Consider the following 17,978-nt stretch of genomic DNA (forward strand, 5'->3'; position numbering starts at 1 on the left):
CGCTGGCTGCTCAGAACAGTTGGGTGAACAGCCAGTACAGGCTGCCGGAGAGCAGGATCGCCGCCGGCAGGGTCAGGACCCAGGCCATGGCCAGGTTGCGGATGGTGCGCATCTGCAACCCACCGCCATTGGCCACCATGGTCCCGGCCACCCCCGAGGACAGCACGTGGGTGGTCGACACCGGCAGGCCGAACAGGTCCGCCGCGCCGATGGTCAGCATCGCCACGGTTTCCGCCGAAGCGCCCTGGGCGTAGGTCAGGTGGGTCTTGCCGATCTTCTCGCCGACGGTCACGACGATGCGCTTCCAGCCGACCATGGTGCCCAGGCCGAGGGCGATGGCCACGGCGATCTTCACCCACAGCGGAATGAAGCGGGTGGCGTTGTCGATCTGCTGCTTGAACAGCTGCAGCTTGTCCCGGGTGTCCTGATCGAAGTGGCCGACCTGGTGCTTGTCCATCAGGCGGATCGCTTCGCTGGTCAGGTACATGTCGTTGCGCACGTTGCCCATGGCTTCGGCGGGTACCTTGGCCAGGGAGCCGTAGCCCTTCACTTCACTGCCGATGGCACCGGTCAGGGCGGCCAGGGCGGGGATCAGTTCCGGTGTCGCTTGCTTGCTGCGCATGTACTCCGAGAGCACCGCGCGAGGATCGGCCGGTGCCGGTTGCGGGGCGCTCTTGATCAGGGCTTGCTGGGTGACTTCGGCCACCGCGGCGAACTGCAGCGACTGGTCGGCGGGCATGGTGCGGTTCAGTGCGTAGGCCATGGGCAGGGTGCCCACCAGGATCAGCATGATCAGGCCCATGCCTTTCTGGCCGTCGTTGGAGCCGTGGGCGAAGGACACCCCGGTGCAGGTCAGGATCAGCAGGCCGCGAATCCACCAGGGTGGCGGCGCGTCGCCCTTGGGCGCCTTGTACAGGGCGCGGTTCTTGACGAACAGGCGCAGGGCCAACAGCAGCAGGGCGGCGAACACGAAGCCGATCAGTGGCGAGAACAACAGCGCGTAGCCGACCTTGGTGGCCTGGCTCCAGTCCACGCCGCTGGTGCCGTCGCGGCCGTGCATCAGTGCGTTGGCCACGCCGACGCCGATGATCGAGCCGATCAGGGTGTGGGACGAAGAGGCCGGCAGCCCCAGCCACCAGGTGCCGAGGTTCCACAGGATGGCGGCGATCAGCAGGGCGAAGATCATGGCGAAGCCGGCGGAGGAGCCCACTTGCAGGATCAGCTCCACCGGCAGCAGGGCGATGATGCCGAAGGCCACCGCGCCGCTGGACAGCAGCACCCCGAGGAAGTTGAACAGGCCGGACCAGACCACCGCGAACTGCGGCGGCAGGGAGTGGGTGTAGATCACCGTGGCCACGGCGTTGGCGGTGTCGTGGAAACCGTTGACGAACTCGAAGCCCAGGGCGATCAGCAGTGCCACGCCCAGCAGCAGGAACGGGGTCCAGGTGGTGACCGTGGTGCCCAGCTCGTGCATGTCGTGCACCAGGCTGTAGGCGGTGAACAGCAAGCCCATGGCCAGCACGGCGAAGAAGATCACCAGGGTGAAGGCACCGGGTTTTTTATCCAGTTGCGGTTTGATGTCGGGGCTGGGAGACGCGGCAGTCAGTGACGGGGTGGCCATTGCCGGACAATCCTGTTGCTGGAAAGGAGTGTCGCCCATGATCGTTGCCAAATGTTACAGGGAGACTGCCTCAGATCAGTGTTTGCGCAATTGAGCCGTTCCGTTGATCCGATCCCGCCCGCGCCGACATCCGTGCTCATCCCGCCATCCCGCTCATCCCGTAGGAGCCGGCTTGCCGGCGAAGAGGCCGTCAAGCCAAGCACCTGCCTTGGCGGACGCCTGCGCCGGCAAGCCGGCTCCTACAAGGCGGGGTCAGTAGTCCTGGCGCTTGCGGAAGGCCCAGCGCCCGGCGATCAGGGTGAAGGTGGCCACCAGCGCCACCAGGATCCAGAAGCCCTCCGGGTCGCCGGAAAACGGAATGCCGCCGACGTTCATGCCGAAGAAGCCGGCAATGATGTTGATCGGCAGCGCCAGCACCGTGACCACGGTCAGGGTGAACAGGGTGCGGTTGGTCTGTTCGTTGAGGTTGGCGGCAATCTCTTCCTGCAGCAGTTTGATCCGTTCGCCCAGGGCCGTGAGGTCGTTGATGATCAGGGCGAACTCTTCGGTGGATTTGCGCAGCTCCTTGACGTCGTCCTTCTGCAGCCATTGCGGCGGGCGGTTGAGCAGGCGCAGCAGGGAACCCGGTTCCAGGGCCAGCAGGCGTTGCAGGCGCACCAGCACCCGGCGCATGGCCCCCAGTTCGGCACGGTTGCTGGAGACCCGGGCGGCCAGGAGCTGGTCCTCGATCTGGTCGACGCTGAGGCTGGTCTTGCGCACGATCTGGGTCAGCACCTCGCCCTGGTCGCGCAGCAGGTGCACCAGCAACTCCAGGGGCGAGCGAAAGCGTTCGCCGGCCTTGACCGAGGAGCGCAGCTTGTCCACCGAATGCAGGGGCTGCAGGCGGGCGCTGATGATCAGGTTGCTGCGCACGCAGACCCACAGGGTGGAGATGTCCGAGGACACCATGCTGCTGAAGTTGAACACCACGTCGTTGACCACCGCCAGCAGGGCCGAGTCCACGTGTTCGATGCGGGTCGAGCGCGAACCTTCGTGCAAGGCTTCGAAGAACTCCTCGGGCAGTTGCAGGTGGGCCTTCATCCAGCGCTCGCAGGCCGCGTGGGCCAGGTTCAGGTGCAGCCAGAGGAATTCATCACTGTCCTGGGGGTGTTGCAGGGCTTGCAGGGCCTTGGCGGAATCCAGTTCATGACCGCGTTCGCCGGGGCGAAAGCTGAAACCGTAGAGCAGGCCAAACAGATCGGAATCGCGGTGAATCTGGTCGAGGCTGTGGTTCATGGGGGCTCGCAGGAGGGACAGTGCCTGGCGCGGGTTTTTCAGGTTCACTTGGGCCACATCATGGCAAGGCTCTTTGACAGTTTTGTGACGTTTGTACGTGCACAATCCGCGGCGCTCTACCGGTGGTCGGCGACGTTCAAGAATGCCGCGCGGATGCCGATCACGCTCACATGCAACACGCATTCGACCCGGTTCGAATGTGCCTGACAGGGAAGTTCGGACCTACGCAAGCCCTTGAGTGGGCCTGCTCTATCCCTGCCATGAGATCTTCTCGATGTTTTTGCAAAAATCCCTGAGAGCGCAAATTCTTGCCCTGCTGAGCGGTAGTCTGCTGGCGATGCTGTTGATCGCCCTGGCGTGTTTTCACTTGTTGTCCGGTGGCGTGCAGAGCTACCGCGAGCTGATCGACGGCCCGCTGCGCAGTTCACAGCTGATCGACGAGGCCAACCTGCAGTTCAAGAGCCAGGTGCAGGAGTGGAAGAACGTGCTGCTGCGGGGCAAGCAGCCCCAGGAACTGAACAAGTACTGGCAGCAGTTCGAAGACCGCCAGCGCGATGTGCAGAACATCCTCGGCCAGTTGGCCCGGACACCCGGGATGGAGGCTTCTCTCAAGAGTCGGGTGCAGCGTCTGGCGGATGAGCACCGGCAGTTGGGTTCGGCCTATCAGAAGGGCCGCGATGCTTACGTGGCTGGCGGTGCCGACCCGAGCGCCGGTGACGCCGCAGTGAAAGGCGTGGACCGGGCTACCAGCGAGCAGATGAGCGAGCTGGTGACCGAACTGCGCAAGAACGGCGAACAGCAATCCCGCGAGATCAGCACGGCGGCCGACCGCACGGTGTGGATGGGGATCCTGGTGATGCTGGTGTCCGGCCTGCTGATCGGCCTGCTCAGCCTGTGGCTGGTCAACCGTAGCCTGGTGGAGCCGATCCGCCAGTTGATCGACTACGTCGCCCAGCTCAGCCGTGGCCAGTTGGCCCAGCGGGTGGCCAGCGAGCGTCAGGACGAACTGGGCAAGCTGGCGGCCGCCGCCAACACCCTGCGCGACTTCCTGGCCCAGACCTTCAGCAGCCTGCAGCGCAGCGCCTCGGACCTGGACAGCTCCAGCGGCGAGCTCAATGCCATCGCCACGCTGATGTCCCAGGGCACCAACGAACAGTTCAGCCGCACCGATCAGGTGGCCACGGCGATGAACGAAATGTCCGCCACCGCCCAGGAAGTGGCACGCCACGCCGCCGACGCCGCGCGTGCCGCGGACGATGCCGACCAGTCGGCGCAGCAGGGCGAGCAGGTGATGCAGAGCACCATCCACAGCATCACCCAGATGCGTGGCGAGATCGCCAACACCGCGACCGTGATCCGTCGCCTGGAAGCCGACAGCGGGCGTATCGGCAAGGTACTGGAAGTGATCCAGGGGATTGCCGAGCAGACCAACCTGCTGGCGCTCAATGCCGCCATCGAAGCGGCCCGGGCCGGTGAGGCCGGGCGCGGATTCGCCGTGGTTGCCGACGAGGTGCGCAGCCTGGCGCAACGCACCGCGGCGTCGATCATCGAGATCAACCAGATCATCCAGAGCGTGCAGACCGGCGCGGTGGACGCGGCCCTGGCCATCGAGAGCGGCCAGTCCCGCAGCGAGCAGAGCGTGCAGCAAGTGACCGAAGCCGGTGCCATGCTCGAACGCATCACCCAGGCCGTGGAGGCGATCCGCGACATGAACCGGCAGATCGCCACCGCCGCCGAAGAGCAGACCTCGGTGGCCGAGGACATTTCCCGCAACCTGACCGAGATCACGTCGATTGCCAGTACCAATCTCGACAATGTCCAGCGCACCGAGGCGGCGAGCCGTGACCTGCATGGTCTGTCGGGCCAGTTGAACGAGGTCACGTCGCGTCTGAGTGCCTGACGCCGATCATCCTGTATCGGCCTGCTTACCAGGCCGATACAGGATCACTCTCAAGTGGCAGGGGGCGCTGTCGATGACCGGGTATCTTTCCCCAATCAGGACCCACGCCATGGTCAGCATCACGTCGATTGCCATCAGCCAGACCCCGGTCACCCCGAGCAAGACGCGGATTGACGCCAGTGCCGGCGACAGCAGCGCCACCAGCACCGGCAACGCCACCGACGTCGGCGCAGCCGGCAAGGCACCGGCTGCGGGCGGCGCCGCGGCGGCCGGGGACAGCTCCGGCAGCGAAGACTCCAGCAGCGATACGGTGAAGGAGCTGCGCAAGCAGATCGCACAGTTGCAAAAGCAGTTGCAGGAGCAGCAACAGCAGCTGCAAGCGGCGCAGACCAGCCAGGAAAGTGCCGACGCCAAGGCGGCAGCGGTGGCGGCGGCCCAGGCTCAGGTGGCCACTACCAGCGCGTCCCTGCAAACCGCGACGGCGGCCTTGCTCCAGGCGTTGCAGGAGTCGGAGAGCGGTTCCTCGGGCTCGCTGGTCAGCACCAGCGCCTGAACTGTTCGTCCGCTACACGGCACAAGGCCGCGCCCCTTTTCGGGAGCGCGGCCTTGTGCCGTGTGGCGGGTTAGCGATCCTGCTTGTTGCTCAGGACCTTGCCGGTCTTGGCGTCCAGGTCCACGTCCCACTCGATGCCTTTGCTGTCACGCAGTTCCACCTGGTAGACGTAGGCGCCGGTGGCGGTCTGCTCCAGCTCGGTGTCGGTGATGCTGGCGGCGGTGGTGCCGGGGTGCTGGGCCAGGGCGGCCTGGTTGAGTTGTTCCAGGTCCATGATGGCGCCGGACTTGAGCAGGCCCGGGATCAGGTCCGGACGGACATCGGCCTGGGCCAGGCCGGCGGTCAGGGTCAGGGCGGCAGCGGCGAACAGTGCAGAGAAACGGGTCATGGTGTTGATTCCTTGGCTTGATGGCTTTCGATGGGCACAGGTTAGCCAGTGCAACTTAATTCACCCTTAATTCAGCGCCGTGTTTGCGTCGTTTGTTCAAGCCGCGGGCCGTGTGACCCCGGCAAGCTGGGCTCTCGCTTTTTAAGGAGACACCAAGAATGAAACGCATGCTGGCGTGGTTGTACGGTCCCTTGTTTCTTGGCGGATTCATCGCCGGTGGGGTGTATTGGATGAGTGGCGGGCAGGCTTGTGCCCTGGGTTTGCTGGTGCTGTTTGCCGCGGCGCTGCTGGTGTCGTTCCTGGCGGAGTGGGCGCTGCCTTACGAGCCGGCCTGGAACCGCTCCCAGGGCGACCGGCTGCGCGATGCCTTGCACGCGCTGGTCAATGAAAGCCTGAATGCGCTGGGGCTGCTGGCCTTGCCGGGGCTGGTGGCCGTGCTCGGTGGCGATGGCCTGTGGCCCCGGGACTGGCCGCTCTGGGGGCAGTTGCTGCTGGCGATAGTGATCGCCGACGGCGGGATCAGCCTGGCCCATTACGCCAGCCATCGCTGGGCCTGGCTGTGGCGCCTGCACGCGGTGCACCACAGTGTGCAGCGCCTGTACGGTTTCAACGGGCTGCTCAAGCACCCCCTGCACCAGATGCTGGAGGCCTCGGCGGGGTTGCTGCCGCTGGTGCTGCTGGGCATCCCGTTGCCGGTGGCGCAACTGCTGGCCCTGGCCATTGGCGTTGCCTTGCTGTTGCAGCATTCCAACGTCGATATGCGCATGGGGCCGCTGCGGCGGGTGTTTGCCTGGGCTCCGGTGCATCGCTTTCACCACATGAAGTATGGCCGCGCCGGCGATGTGAACTTCGGGCTGTTCTTCAACCTCTGGGACTGGCTGTTGGGCACCGGGTTCTATCGGGACGACTACGCGATGCGCCAGGGCGACCTGGGCATCGGCAGCCGCCCCGACTACCCGCTGGCGTATTGGCCGCAGTTGCTGGAGCCGTTCAGGGTCCAGCGCTATGCCGCCGAGCCCAAGGTGCCTGCGGCGCTGCGCCGGCCGGTCAATCCAGCAGGCGAGGCCTGAGGGTTTTCAGGGCCTGGCCGGCGGTGACCCCGAACAGCGCTTTCAGGGTGCGGGAGAAGTGCGCGCTGTCGGCAAAGCCGGCGCTGTGGGCCGCCTGGGCCACGGGCTGGCCGTCGAGCAACAGGGCCATGGCCAGGCGCAGACGCCGCCACAGCACCAGGCGCCGCACCGGCAAGCCCACGTCGCGGGCGAACAGGCGCTCCAGCTGGCTCAGGGACAGGTGGGCCCTGGCCGCCAGTTGCGCCGCCACCACCTTGCCTGCGAGCCCTGCATCCAGGGCCTGCAGGGCCCGCGCCACACGCCGGTCGGCCAGGGGCAGGCGCGGGCAGGCGCGCAGCGCCGCCTCCAGTGTGGGCAACGAGGGGCGCAGGTTGTGAACGCAGGCCAGCAGGTCCTCGGCGGCGATCGACAACGGCTCGGCATAGACCGTGAAGGCGTTGTCGGGCGCCTGGAGAATGGCATGCCGCTGCAGCGCCTGGATCATCAGGAAGTGTCCGCTGTGGCGCGTGCCGTCGAGCTCCAGCGTCACCGGTTGCTCGGGGGCGATGATCAGTTGATGGGCGTAGTGGGCATGGGGCGCGGTGCGCCCCATGGCTCCCTGTATCAGGCCGAAGTCATGCCCCAGCCAGAGCTCGCCGCTCCAGTGCGAGACAGACATTCAGTAACCGCCGGCCTCCAGCAGTTGGGCCACGCTGGCGTTGGCCGGACGCTTGAAGTACTTGAGCAACTCGGCGCTGCGGTTGGTGAAGATACCGTCGACCCCGGCGTCCATGACCTTCTGGAAGTCCACCGGCTCGTCGAGGGTGTAGGCGTGTACCAGCAGGCCCTGATCGTGGGTGTACTGATTCATCCAGGGTTGCACCAGATCCGCGTAGCTTTGCTCGCCGCCCGCCGTCAGTGCCGTGGAGGGACCGGTGCCGATGGCGCCCTGGGCCTTGGCGTAGTCGATCCAGCGTTTGAATTCGCCGGGGTCCTTGGGTTGCTGCTTGGCGTAGAAGGCCGCCTTGTCGGTTTCGCCGCTGTTGGCGAAGGTGACGCTGGACGCCGGTTCGATGCTGCCGGGCCCGATCCACAACAGCAGCACCTTGGGCACCTGGGGCATTTCCTTGTGCAGCAGATCCAGGCTGTGTCTGTCGAAAGTCTGCAGCACCACCTTGCCTTTGCCCTGGCCCACGGCCAGCTCGCTCTTGGCCAGTTTTGAGCCCGCCGGGCTGAGCCAGCCGCGATCCTGGAGCTTTTCCTTGAGCTCGTGCTCGATGCCGGGGAACAGCTGCGGCTCCTTGGTTTCGATGTACAGCCCGGGCTTGTGCTGCGTGCTGCCTTGGGCGATGTCGATAATCTCGTCCAGGGTCAGGATCTTCAGGCCGGCAAAGCCCGGCCGGGCGCGATCCGGATGCGCCTGGTTGAACCAGCTGCCGGCGTCGAGGTGCTTGAGCTCGGCCATGGTGAAGGCGTTGGGCGGGCTGTCCTTGCGCTCGGGGAATTTCTGCGCCACGTCGGTGGTGCGTAGCAGGTTGTTGTCATGCAGGGCGAAGAGCACGCCGTCCTTGCTGCGCTGCAGGTCCAGTTCCAGATAGTCCGCCCCCAGATCCCGGGCCAGCCGGTAGGCCGCCGCAGTGGACTCTGGGGCATCGAACGAGGCGCCACGGTGGGCGATCACGGCTGGCTGGGGGATGCCCAGGCGCGCCGCCAGGGCATTCGGATCCGGCTGTTCAGCGGCCTGGGCCAGGCCGCAACCGAGCATCAGGCTCAACATCAGGGCGCAAGGGGTGAAGGTCGCTGGCATGCTCGAAATCCTTTCGTGGAGGCGGGGGCAAGGACCTATCTTTTAGCAACACAATGACGCTTGTGCTATCTCAAGGGCGACATAAATCCTTCTCATGCGCATCATTCAGGGTTTTTTCCGGCGCTTTGCAGTACTCTTGGGCGCGCAGTTTCCCCAGCAGAGGGAAGCCTGAAAACAGCCCTTTCCTTGCCTCGCGTGTAGACCATCGATCACCCAGTCCTGTGGGACTTACCGTGAGGTTTACCATGAGCATCACCTCTGAACTCATCTGCCAGGCCGCCGACCAGCTCAAGGGTTTTGTCGGTTTCAATCGCAAGACCGGCCGTTACATCGTGCGTTTCAGCGAAGACTCCTTCGGCATGGATGTGGCCGACGACGCCATAGTGCCGGCCAGCGAATTTGTCTGGGCGCCGGTGTCCGATCAGGCCATGAGCCTCAAGCGCGAGCAGATCCAGTTGTTGCTGGACCAGAACATCGACGATCGGATCAACATCAGCGAACCGCTACGGGTCTATATGCGCCGTAGCGATCTGCCGGAAATCCAGGCCGTGCGCAGCCTGCTGCCGACGGCTCAGGATTGATCCGGTGGCCGGCCTGAACCGCTGTGGGCCGCGGTTCAGGCCTGGGCTTGGGGGTCGAAGGCGTAGGCCCGTTCGACCTGGCCGACCCGGGTATGACAGGACTGGTACCAATCCTTGCGTCCGCGCTCGCGGATGGCGCTGTGTTCGGCGTGGTGCTTCCACGCCAGGATTGCCGCCTCACTGCTCCAGTAGGACACGGTGATCCCGAAACCGTCCGCGCCCCGAGCCGATTCGACCCCGAGAAAGCCCGGTTGCCGACGCGCCAGTTCCAGCATGCGCTCGGCGGCCTGATCGTACTCGGGGTCCGCGGCACCGCGTTGGGAGCTGAAGATCACGGCGTAGTAGGGCGGGGCGGGTGTCTGGCCGATCATCCTCGGGTCTCCAGGCAGGCATTGAGCAGGGCGCTGACCAGGGGCGGCGTGTGGCCCTTGAGGGCCGCGCGTTCGGGCTGGAACAGGGTGGCGACGAAAAATGGATGATCGGCGAGCTCCACGGCGCGCAGATCTCCCAGGCGGTCGTGGCCGCTGGCGCGCAGGACGCCAGCGAGCAGGGGCCCGGCAAAGTCCGGATTGACGCCGTAGCGGCAGCGATAGCCTTCCTCGATGTGCCGGGTGCCATAGGCCTTGGCGATCCGGCTGCCGTCTTGCAGTTCGATGCGCTCACGGGCCTCCACCAGGGCGCAGCTCAAGGGGGTGAGCAGTGCGCGTTCGGCATCGGGGGCGATCTCGCCGTGTTCGGCATCGGTCCAGCCCAGCACGTTGCGCGCGTATTCCAGGACCGCATGCTGAAAGCCGCCGCAGGTGCCGAGGAAGGGGCGCTGTTGCTCCCGGGCCACGCGGATCGCCAGCAAGGCGCCGTGGATATTCCGGTAGGGGCTGCCGGGCACGCACCAGATGGCGTCGAAGCCTTGCAACAGGTGCTCGTCAGTCAGCTCGGCAGTGGCCAGCCATTGCACGTCGAGGGTGATGGCGGCGTCGGCTGCGGCCTGATCCAGGGCCAGGGGAATGGCCTGGTGCGCGGTGATCAGTGGGTCGTGATCCCCCACCAGGGCGATGCGCAGGGTGGGGGGCGAGGCGGGTGCTTGCATGGGCTTCTCCGGTAGGGGCACTGACTTGTCGATTGCCTGGGGCCACTATAGATTGGCGTCCACGCAATCAATATTGGCGTTTACCCAAGTGATCAATGCAGTAGCGCACTATCAGCTGGACTACCCCGATCTGTCGCTGGTCCTGGCCCTGGTCCGTGGCGGTTCCCTGGCCCGTGCCGCGGCCCTGCTCAAGGTGGATGTTTCGACGGTGTTTCGTGCCGTGCGCCGCCTGGAGGCCGGGCTCGGTCAGCAACTGTTCGACAAGAGCCGTGCCGGCTACCTGCCTACCAGCCTGGCCCAGGCCCTGGCATTGCAGGCCGAACAGGCGGAACAGGCCCTGGAGGCGGCGCGGATCGGTGTGGCCCAGGGCGGCGAGGTGATCAGCGGCACGGTGCGCCTGACCTGTACCGATTCGGTGTTGCAGGGCCTGTTGCTGCCGGCCCTGGCGCAGTTCATGCCCAAGTACCCGGCGCTGGTCATCGAACTCTGCACTTCGAATGATTTCGCCAACCTCAACCGTCGCGATGCGGACATCGCCGTGCGCCTCACCGCGACGCCTCCGGAGCATCTGGTGGGGCGCTGCCTGGGGGCGGTGGCGTATCGGGTGTGCACCAGCCCGGCGTATCGGCACCGGGTGGATTGCACCGATCTGGCGCGGGTGGCCTGGATTGCCCCGGATGACTTTCTGCCGGATCACCCCACGGTGGTCTGGCGCCGTCAGCAGTGGCCCGGCGTGCAACCCAGTTATCGCTGCAACAGCATGCTGGCGGTGACCGAGCTGGTGCGGGCCGGCCTGGGGGTGGCGGCGTTGCCGGACTTTCTCCTGGGCGGTGGCGACCTGGAAGCCCTCGGCGAGCCCCTGGAGCATGCAACCGCCTTGTGGCTGTTGACCCGCCCGGACTGTCGGGCCCTGCGCTCGGTGGTGACGCTGTTCGATGAGCTGGGGCGTCATCTGCGCTGGCCCTGAACAGCTCAGGCCGCTGGTGGCTCCTTGCGGACGAAGTGCGCGTGCATCTCGCTGGTGAGGTTTTCGATGCGTTCGCTCAGTTGCTTGGTCATTTCCGTGAGGCGGGTGTTCTGCTCCAGCAGCTCCAGCAGTTGCCCGGTGGTTTGCGCGGCCTGGGCCTGGCGTTCGCTGTTGGCGATGGCCAGGGCCTCGCGGTGCTGGGCGTCGGCGTCGGACTGGGCCTTGTCGCGGGCGGCCTGGCGGGTCTGGGCCAGCAGGATCAGCGGCGCGGCGTAGGCCGCCTGCAGGCTGAAGGCCAGGTTGAGAAGGATGAAGGGATAGACGTCGAACTGAGTGACGCCACTGAGGTTGAGGGCGATCCAGATCACCACGATCAGGGTCTGTGCCCCGAGAAAGGTCGGGGTGCCGAAGAAACGGGCAAAGGCCTCGGCCTTCAAGGCGAAGGCATCGTTGCCGAAGGTGGGGGCCAGGTGGGCATGGGCGCGGTGAAAGCGCAGGTGATCGGTGACCGGAGTGGTTTCTTCGGGCGTGTTGCTGGAACTCATGATGGCCTCCGCCAGGCACTGGGACGTAAGGCCACTATAGTCCTCAAGGCTGTCCCGGACGTCATGATCGACGCCGGGAAACCCCTCCCTTACAGCGCATCGCGTTCGTTGGCGAACATGCTCACGGCTTGCACCGCGTCACTGGCTCCATCGCGAATCTGCAGGATCACGGTGCCGGCCTGATCCGCCAGTTGCACGCCCTTGGCCGCCCGTTCCCGGGTGCCGTCCATGCTCTTGATGGCTTGCAGGGTTTCGTTCTGGATCATGTCGATCATGCTGGCGATTTCCGCGGTCGAGCCGCTGGTGCGCGCTGCCAACTGGCGAACCTCATCGGCCACCACGGCGAAGCCGCGCCCCTGTTCTCCGGCCCGGGCGGCCTCGATGGCGGCATTGAGGGCCAGCAGGTTGGTCTGGTCGGCAATCCCGCGGATGGTGTTGACGATGGCGGTGATCTGTTCCGAACGTTCGCCCAGGCGGGCGATCAGGGTGGAGGAGTCCTCGATGTTATGGGCGATCTGGCGCATTTCGCTGGCGGCCTGCTGGATCACGCCGGTGCCTTGCTCGGCGACTTTCCGGGTCTGTACCGAGATGTGATAAGCCTGGCTCGCGCTATGGGCGTCATGCTCGTGTTTCTCCACCTGCTGGGTGACGTCGGCGGCGTACTTGACCACTTTGCACAGGCGTCCGCTGGCGTCGTAGACCGGGTTGTAGTTGGCTTCCAGCCACAGCGTGCGGCCGTGCTTGTCGATCCGTTCGAAGCGACCGTTGAAGAATTCGCCCTTGTTCAGGCGATTCCAGAAGTCCTGGTAGGCGCTGCTGTTGACCAGTTCGGGCTTGCAGAACATCCGGTGATGCTTGCCCTGGACCTGCGCCAGGCTGTAGCCCATGCGGCTGAGGAAATTGGCATTGGCGCTGATGATGCTGCCATCGAGGTTGAACTCGATCACGGCCATGGCCCGGTCGATGGCATCCAGCTTGTTGCGTGCCTCGGCCTCTTCCTGGATTCGAGTGGTGACATCCAGGGCGTACTTGACCACTTTGTACACCGTGCCCGAGGCGTCACGGATAGGGTTGTAGCTGGCTTCCAGCCACAGGCTCTGCCCGGCACTGCCGACCCGTTCAAAGGTTCCGGACTGGAACTGACCTTCTCTGAGGCGTGCCCACAATTGCTGGTAGTCGCTGCTGCGGGCGTACTCCGGGGTGCAGAACAGGCGGTGGGACTGGCCGAGGACCTGGTCTTCGCGATAGCCCAGGGTCTTGAGGAAGTTGTGGTTGGCGCGCAATACGCAGCCTTGCAGATCGAACTCGATCACCGCCATCGAGCGGTCGATGGCCTCCAGCAGGCTCGATTGCTCGGCAACGGTCCGGTTCAGGGTGTCGATGGTCTTGTTGTGGCGGTTGAATAGCATGTGGGCAGGTGCTCTGTGGGAGAAACGTTGCGTCGATCCCTATTGAGTGCGCCGGTACGCCGAATGCTCCCCGGCGCTCGGCATTATCTGCTCAATGTCAGCGTTCCATGACTGACAGAAGATACATTCGCAGCGATGCAACGGGGACGCTTCAGGCGCGCGTCGGTGGCCGCGTCAAGGGAGACGTAGCGGCTGCGAATCGATTTAGTTGGATTGATTGGCTTCGGTGGCGGCAGTTGCGGTTGTGGGCATCCGTTGCAGCGAAGTGGCGGCATTATGATGGCAACTGCCTGGATAAATCCAAATAAACTTGTACAAAAATATTTTTTACTTCCTTTTTGTATAAGTTTTTTCGGTTTTATGCCAAATGCGATTGTGCTGCATAGCCGTTGGCATCGTTGCTGGCTATCCGGTTGCGTCCGGTTTTTTTCGCCTGGTACAGGGCCTGGTCCGCGGCATTGAGCCAGGTGGCCGGATCCTCGAAACCGGCATCGAAGGCGGCCAGACCAATACTCAGGCTGACATTCAGCTCGTTCACTTGCGGGTGCCGGTACTGGCTGAAGACCCGACGCAGGCGCTCCATGATATCGAGTGCCTGCTGCTGGCTCATGCGCGGCAGGATCACGCAGAACTCGTCGCCACCGTAGCGGCCGGCCAGGTCATCGTGGCGCAGGTTGCGTCGCAGTTCGTTGCTCAAGTGACGCAGCACGGTATCGCCAATGATGTGGCCGTAGGTGTCGTTGATCGCCTTGAAGTGGTCGATGTCGATCAGGGCGATGCAGGCGTGCATCTGCCGCTGCCGGCACTTGTGGAACTTGATGTGCAGCAGGTCCTTCCAGGAACCGTGGTTGAGCAGGCCGGTGAGGCTGTCGGTGCGGCTCAGGGCGCTCAGGGCGCGCTTGTGTTCGGACAGTTTGATCGCCAGGCGATAGCAGACCATGCCCACCGCCAGGGGATAGAGGGTCAGCATGGGCAGGCAGGCGTAGATCTGCAGCGGGCTGATGTGGGTGGTGACGTGTGGCCCGAACAGCGCCCAGGACAGCAGCACCCCGGTGCATTGGGCCAGACTGCCGCGAATGAACAGGCGCAGGCCACCTGCGGCCACGTTGTTCATGGCCATCATCGAGAGGATGGTGACCGCCGGCAGCGGGTTGAACTGCATGGTCGCGGCCCAGAAACCGCCCAGCAGCGAGTCATACAGCAGATTGCGCCGCTCTGCCCGGTAGGGAAACGCCGAACGGGCGGACAGTTGATAGGCCAGGTGGGGCCAGATCAGGCCGTTGAACAACAGCAGGCCCCATATCCAGTCGGGCAGTGCCAGGGGAGCGAGTGCCGCGAGGACACTGATGCCGCCGATGCCCAGGCCGATGATCCTTGGCCAATAGATGCGTCGGGCAAATGACAGCCCTTTGCCGCGTTGGTTTTCCATAAATTCCTGCACCAGGTTTTGCACTGAAACACTTTGTGGTGTTTTTGCGGCCTTGCCGTTTATCGGATCAGTCTGGTGAATATTGTCATTTATTCCACTAGGAATAATCAGTGTCCTTCGAAGCCATTTCACGGTGGCCGGGGCAGGGTATGCCGGTCGATCGCGCTGAATCAGGCCTGGTAGTGGCTGAGAAACATGTCCAGTGCCGACTCGATGACCCGGGTCTGCAGGTCCGCTGCCAGGGGCGGTTGGCCCAGGGTGATCTGCGGCCAGAACGCGAAGCTCTTGAGCAGCCCGTGCATCTGTTGGGCAGCGAATTCCGGGTCCAGCGGCTTGAGGCGGCCGTCGGCCAGGGCGCCGCGGATCCACAGGGTCAGGCCTTCCTCCCGTTCGCCGAGTCGCGCCACCATGTCCTGAGCCCGCTCGGGGGAGTGGATGGTGGCAGCAATGGCCACTCGGGCCAGGTCGAGGAAGTTGTCGTCGGCCAGCAGTTGCAGCTTGGCCCGCAACAGGGCTTCCAGTTGCTCGCGCAGGGGCTGGTCGTGGCGATAGACGACGTCCGCTTGGGCGCTGATGCTGGCCCAGAGCTTGTGCAGGATCTCGGCGAACAACTCCTCCTTGCTCGGAAAGTGGTTGTACACCGTGCGCTTGGATACTCCGGCCGTGGCGGCAATCTTGTCCATGCTGGTGATGTCGAAGCCGCTGGCGCGGAATTCGCTGATCGCCGCCTGGATGATGGCATTGCGTTTAAGGTCGGTGAGGCGCTTCGGAGCTGTCATAAGTTGGGTTCGATCAGGGTGGGCGGCTAAATCAATCGGCAGTCTACTTCGTCTTAATCCTGTTGCAATGTAGAAACTACACTGTGTAGTGTAGTTCTCCTTCAAAACGATGATTGGCGGCTGATGCTTGCGTGCCTTGGCCAGTAGATCGTCCCGTAGAACCACCTCGGAACCTTGCCGCGTTCCACGGAGTCCTTTCAATCATGGCCAATGTCTCGTCCAGCCTAACCCGCGCCTCTGGTCAGCCAACCTCTCGTCAGGAGCAGGGCGCCTTTCGCAACCATGCACCGGTGCGACGTGCCGGTTTCGGCAAGACCCTGCAGATCTTCTGGAACATGCTGTTCCACAAACCGCGCAACACCCGCCCAGCAGGGGCGATTCCGGTGCAGGAACTGACCCGCGAGCAATTGCTGGCAGCGCCTAATCACAGTGTGTTTCGCCTGGGCCACTCCACCGTGCTGCTGAAGATGCGCGACAAGTTCTGGATCACCGACCCGGTGTTTGCCGAGCGGGCATCACCGGTGCAATGGGCCGGGCCAAAGCGCTTTCATCAGCCGCCCATCAGCCTGGAGGCGCTGCCGGAGATCGAGGCGGTGATCCTGTCCCACGATCATTACGACCACCTGGACCACCAGACGGTGCTGACCCTGGCGGACAAGACCCGGCACTTCCTGACCCCGCTGGGCGTGGGCGACACCCTGATCAAATGGGGGGTACCGGCGAGCAAGGTGCGGCAGCTGGATTGGTGGCAGGGATGCGACATCGATGGCATACGTTTTGTCGCCACGCCGTCGCAGCATTTTTCCGGTCGTGGCCTGTTCGATGGCAACCGAACCCTGTGGGCCTCCTGGGTGATGATCGATGGCCCGACACGGATCTTCTTCAGCGGTGACACGGGGTATTTCGACGGCTTCAAGCGCATCGGCCAGCAGTACGGTCCCTTTGACCTGACACTGATGGAAACCGGGGCCTACAACGTCGAATGGCCCCACGTGCACATGCAGCCGGAGCAAACCCTGCAAGCCCATATCGATCTGCGTGGCCGCTGGCTCCTGCCGATCCATAACGGCACCTTCGACCTGGCCATGCATGCCTGGCACGAACCCTTCGACCGTATCCTGGCCCTGGCCTGGGAACGCAGCATCAGCATCACCACGCCGCAGATGGGCGAAGCCTTCAGCCTGACGCAGCCTCAGCGGGGCAGCACCTGGTGGCTGGAGGTGGATGGCGTGCTGGAGCAGATGGGTATCGAGTCCGCGTGAACCAGGACTGGCCACGAAGGTGGCCAGTTACCCGATTCATCTGGTTTCGACCCTGGCGCTGAGCGCCGGTCTGGTGTCGGCCGCTGCCCGGGGCCGTCGATCATTCGATCATGGCGTAGTCAGGGCGCTCCATCGGATTGGGGGTCGCTCCACGGATGTTCATGCCGCGGCCGGGGGTGAAGCCGGGGAAGAACACCAGGCCTTGCGCCTCAAGGCAGAAGGCCAGGGCCAGCCGGGTGACGTCACGCACCTCGTAGCCGGCCTCAAAGCGCTGAATGGCTTGCACCGAGACGCTGGACTCGCGGGACAGCCGGTCCATGTCCCAGCCCAGCATGTCGCGGGCCTGAGCACAGTGCTGCGGAGTGAACTGATAAAGGGCGATACGTTCCAGGGTTATTTTCATCGCTAGAGAGGCCATGGTTTTCTCCGGGAGGTTAGGCAATGCGTTGGCTTGATACTGGTTATTTGTACAGTGGTTTTGCTTGCTGATCAAACTCAATTACGGCCAACCCCCGAGCCTTTGGTCACAAGGTTTTACCTGGGAACGCAGACTCCTGATTCAGGTAGGTGCTGGGGGATTGCCCCAATACCCGGCGGAACATGGTGGAGAACGCCCCGGGGCTGTCGTAGCCGAAGTCCAGGGCGATGCGGGTGACCGGTTCGGCTGCAGCCAGCCGGGCCAGGGCCAGGACCACGCAGGCCCGTTGTCGCCATTGAATGAAGCTCATGCCCGTCTGCCGGCGAAAGCTGCGGTTGAAGGTGCGCAAGCTGATATGCAGCTGTCCTGCCCAGTGTTCCGGGGATTGGTGAATATCCGGGCGAGCGAGGAAGGCCTGGCACAGCTCCAGCAGTGCACCGGCGGCCGGCAGGGGGATATGCAGCGGCAGCGGGCGACTGCGCTGCAACTCAAGCAGAAGGAGGTCGATCAGCAATCCGTCCCTGCCGTGCTGCGGGTATTCCAGGGGAAGCTCCACCGCCTCCAGAAGCAACTGGCGCAACAGGGGCGAGACGCTGATCACCTGGCAGTCGCTGCTGTCCAGCGGCGCTGCTGCGGGTTCGATGTACAGACTGCGGGTGCTGACCCCGAGCATCAGCACCTCATGTTCCACCCCGGGCGGGATCCAGACCGCCCGCTGCGGCGGCACCACCCAGTTCCCCTGGGCCGTGCCCACCTGCATCACGCCGGTGGCGCCATACAACAGTTGCGCCCGGCGATGACTGTGGCGCGGCAGGCGCTGGCCGTCGGCATAGTCGGTGCCGATGGCCACGACCGGACGCGGTGTCCGATCCAGTGAGTCGATGGAGATGTTGCGCATGCGACGAGGT

19 protein-coding genes and 2 pseudogenes are annotated in these 17,978 nt (G+C 64.4%); 7 read left to right on the top strand and 14 right to left on the bottom strand.

Features of this window, described 5'->3' with window-relative positions:
- Positions 1–10: 10 nt before the first annotated feature.
- Together ACMGG8_RS11875 and ACMGG8_RS11880 are read right to left on the bottom strand one after the other, a co-directional pair.
- Positions 11–1,621: an inorganic phosphate transporter gene (locus tag ACMGG8_RS11875; protein ID WP_060840622.1), complete on the bottom strand. Its 1,611-nt coding sequence runs from the start codon at positions 1,619–1,621 to the stop codon at positions 11–13.
- Between the two features lie 252 nt (positions 1,622–1,873).
- On the bottom strand, positions 1,874–2,896 hold the full coding sequence (locus tag ACMGG8_RS11880) for a transporter (protein ID WP_060842002.1): 1,023 nt from the start codon (positions 2,894–2,896) through the stop codon (positions 1,874–1,876).
- An 856-nt stretch (positions 2,897–3,752) separates the two neighbouring features.
- Between ACMGG8_RS11880 and ACMGG8_RS11885 the strand changes: the two are divergent.
- The 3 genes and pseudogenes from ACMGG8_RS11885 to ACMGG8_RS11895 form a co-directional block, all read left to right on the top strand.
- Positions 3,753–3,863: pseudogene (locus ACMGG8_RS11885) on the top strand (hypothetical protein); the annotation flags it as partial.
- Positions 3,864–4,091: 228 nt separating this feature from the next.
- On the top strand, positions 4,092–4,796 hold the full coding sequence (locus ACMGG8_RS11890; RefSeq protein WP_375136264.1) for a methyl-accepting chemotaxis protein: 705 nt from the start codon (positions 4,092–4,094) through the stop codon (positions 4,794–4,796).
- 109 nt (positions 4,797–4,905) lie between these two features.
- Positions 4,906–5,349 carry a hypothetical protein gene (locus tag ACMGG8_RS11895; RefSeq protein WP_414159618.1) on the top strand — a complete coding sequence of 148 codons (444 nt, stop codon included), beginning with the start codon at positions 4,906–4,908 and terminating at the stop codon, positions 5,347–5,349.
- A gap of 70 nt (positions 5,350–5,419) precedes the next feature.
- Here ACMGG8_RS11895 and ACMGG8_RS11900 read toward each other — a convergent pair whose 3' ends face one another.
- A complete protein-coding gene (locus tag ACMGG8_RS11900) occupies positions 5,420–5,737 on the bottom strand; it encodes a PepSY domain-containing protein (protein WP_060840619.1) in 318 nt (105 codons plus the stop codon).
- Between the two features lie 158 nt (positions 5,738–5,895).
- Here ACMGG8_RS11900 and ACMGG8_RS11905 point away from each other — a divergent pair, with 158 nt between their 5' ends.
- Complete coding sequence (locus tag ACMGG8_RS11905) at positions 5,896–6,807, top strand: sterol desaturase family protein (RefSeq protein ID WP_060840618.1); 912 nt, start codon at positions 5,896–5,898, stop codon at positions 6,805–6,807.
- Here ACMGG8_RS11905 and ACMGG8_RS11910 read toward each other — a convergent pair.
- Positions 6,785–7,465 carry a helix-turn-helix domain-containing protein gene (locus ACMGG8_RS11910; RefSeq protein ID WP_108545370.1) on the bottom strand — a complete coding sequence of 227 codons (681 nt, stop codon included), beginning with the start codon at positions 7,463–7,465 and terminating at the stop codon, positions 6,785–6,787. The genes ACMGG8_RS11905 and ACMGG8_RS11910 overlap by 23 nt on opposite strands.
- Complete coding sequence (locus ACMGG8_RS11915; RefSeq protein ID WP_108545371.1) at positions 7,466–8,593, bottom strand: glycerophosphodiester phosphodiesterase; 1,128 nt, start codon at positions 8,591–8,593, stop codon at positions 7,466–7,468.
- Between the two features lie 245 nt (positions 8,594–8,838).
- On the opposite strand from ACMGG8_RS11915, the gene ACMGG8_RS11920 reads away from it, so the two are divergent.
- Positions 8,839–9,174, top strand: coding sequence for a DUF2025 family protein (locus ACMGG8_RS11920; RefSeq protein WP_016968120.1), 336 nt, complete (start codon positions 8,839–8,841; stop codon positions 9,172–9,174).
- A 35-nt stretch (positions 9,175–9,209) separates the two neighbouring features.
- Here ACMGG8_RS11920 and ACMGG8_RS11925 read toward each other — a convergent pair whose 3' ends face one another.
- Both ACMGG8_RS11925 and ACMGG8_RS11930 read right to left on the bottom strand, forming a co-directional pair.
- Complete coding sequence (locus tag ACMGG8_RS11925; RefSeq protein ID WP_060840615.1) at positions 9,210–9,545, bottom strand: antibiotic biosynthesis monooxygenase family protein; 336 nt, start codon at positions 9,543–9,545, stop codon at positions 9,210–9,212.
- On the bottom strand, positions 9,542–10,261 hold the full coding sequence (locus ACMGG8_RS11930; RefSeq protein WP_414159619.1) for a CTP synthase: 720 nt from the start codon (positions 10,259–10,261) through the stop codon (positions 9,542–9,544). The genes ACMGG8_RS11925 and ACMGG8_RS11930 overlap by 4 nt, the downstream gene beginning before the upstream one ends.
- Between ACMGG8_RS11930 and ACMGG8_RS11935 the strand changes: the two genes are divergently transcribed.
- Complete coding sequence (locus ACMGG8_RS11935; protein WP_414159620.1) at positions 10,260–11,228, top strand: LysR family transcriptional regulator; 969 nt, start codon at positions 10,260–10,262, stop codon at positions 11,226–11,228. The two genes, ACMGG8_RS11930 and ACMGG8_RS11935, sit on opposite strands and share 2 nt — an antisense overlap.
- A gap of 5 nt (positions 11,229–11,233) precedes the next feature.
- Here the strand turns inward: ACMGG8_RS11935 and ACMGG8_RS11940 are convergent, their stop codons facing one another.
- From ACMGG8_RS11940 to ACMGG8_RS11960, 5 genes and pseudogenes are all read right to left on the bottom strand, one after another.
- A complete protein-coding gene (locus ACMGG8_RS11940) occupies positions 11,234–11,773 on the bottom strand; it encodes a DUF1003 domain-containing protein (protein WP_060840613.1) in 540 nt (179 codons plus the stop codon).
- Positions 11,774–11,862: 89 nt separating this feature from the next.
- Positions 11,863–12,411 carry a methyl-accepting chemotaxis protein gene (locus ACMGG8_RS11945; RefSeq protein ID WP_375136265.1) on the bottom strand — a complete coding sequence of 183 codons (549 nt, stop codon included), beginning with the start codon at positions 12,409–12,411 and terminating at the stop codon, positions 11,863–11,865.
- Positions 12,412–13,182 (bottom strand): annotated as a pseudogene (locus tag ACMGG8_RS11950) (PAS domain-containing protein); the annotation flags it as partial. It abuts the gene before it with no gap.
- A gap of 358 nt (positions 13,183–13,540) precedes the next feature.
- Positions 13,541–14,611 carry a diguanylate cyclase gene (locus ACMGG8_RS11955; protein WP_060844388.1) on the bottom strand — a complete coding sequence of 357 codons (1,071 nt, stop codon included), beginning with the start codon at positions 14,609–14,611 and terminating at the stop codon, positions 13,541–13,543.
- 170 nt (positions 14,612–14,781) lie between these two features.
- Positions 14,782–15,390: a TetR/AcrR family transcriptional regulator gene (locus ACMGG8_RS11960; protein WP_060840611.1), complete on the bottom strand. Its 609-nt coding sequence runs from the start codon at positions 15,388–15,390 to the stop codon at positions 14,782–14,784.
- 203 nt (positions 15,391–15,593) lie between these two features.
- Here ACMGG8_RS11960 and ACMGG8_RS11965 point away from each other — a divergent pair, with 203 nt between their 5' ends.
- Positions 15,594–16,652, top strand: a complete 1,059-nt coding sequence (locus tag ACMGG8_RS11965; RefSeq protein WP_414159621.1) for an MBL fold metallo-hydrolase — start codon at positions 15,594–15,596, stop codon at positions 16,650–16,652.
- A gap of 100 nt (positions 16,653–16,752) precedes the next feature.
- Here ACMGG8_RS11965 and ACMGG8_RS11970 read toward each other — a convergent pair whose 3' ends face one another.
- Together ACMGG8_RS11970 and ACMGG8_RS11975 are read right to left on the bottom strand one after the other, a co-directional pair.
- On the bottom strand, positions 16,753–17,070 hold the full coding sequence (locus ACMGG8_RS11970) for an XRE family transcriptional regulator (RefSeq protein WP_060840609.1): 318 nt from the start codon (positions 17,068–17,070) through the stop codon (positions 16,753–16,755).
- A 106-nt stretch (positions 17,071–17,176) separates the two neighbouring features.
- Positions 17,177–17,968 (bottom strand): AraC family transcriptional regulator, encoded by a 792-nt coding sequence (locus ACMGG8_RS11975; protein WP_129406432.1) that lies wholly within the window; start codon positions 17,966–17,968, stop codon positions 17,177–17,179.
- Positions 17,969–17,978 lie beyond the last annotated feature (10 nt).

The organism is Pseudomonas sp. BNK-45 (genome assembly GCF_047456255.1).
GTDB lineage: Bacteria > Pseudomonadota > Gammaproteobacteria > Pseudomonadales > Pseudomonadaceae > Aquipseudomonas.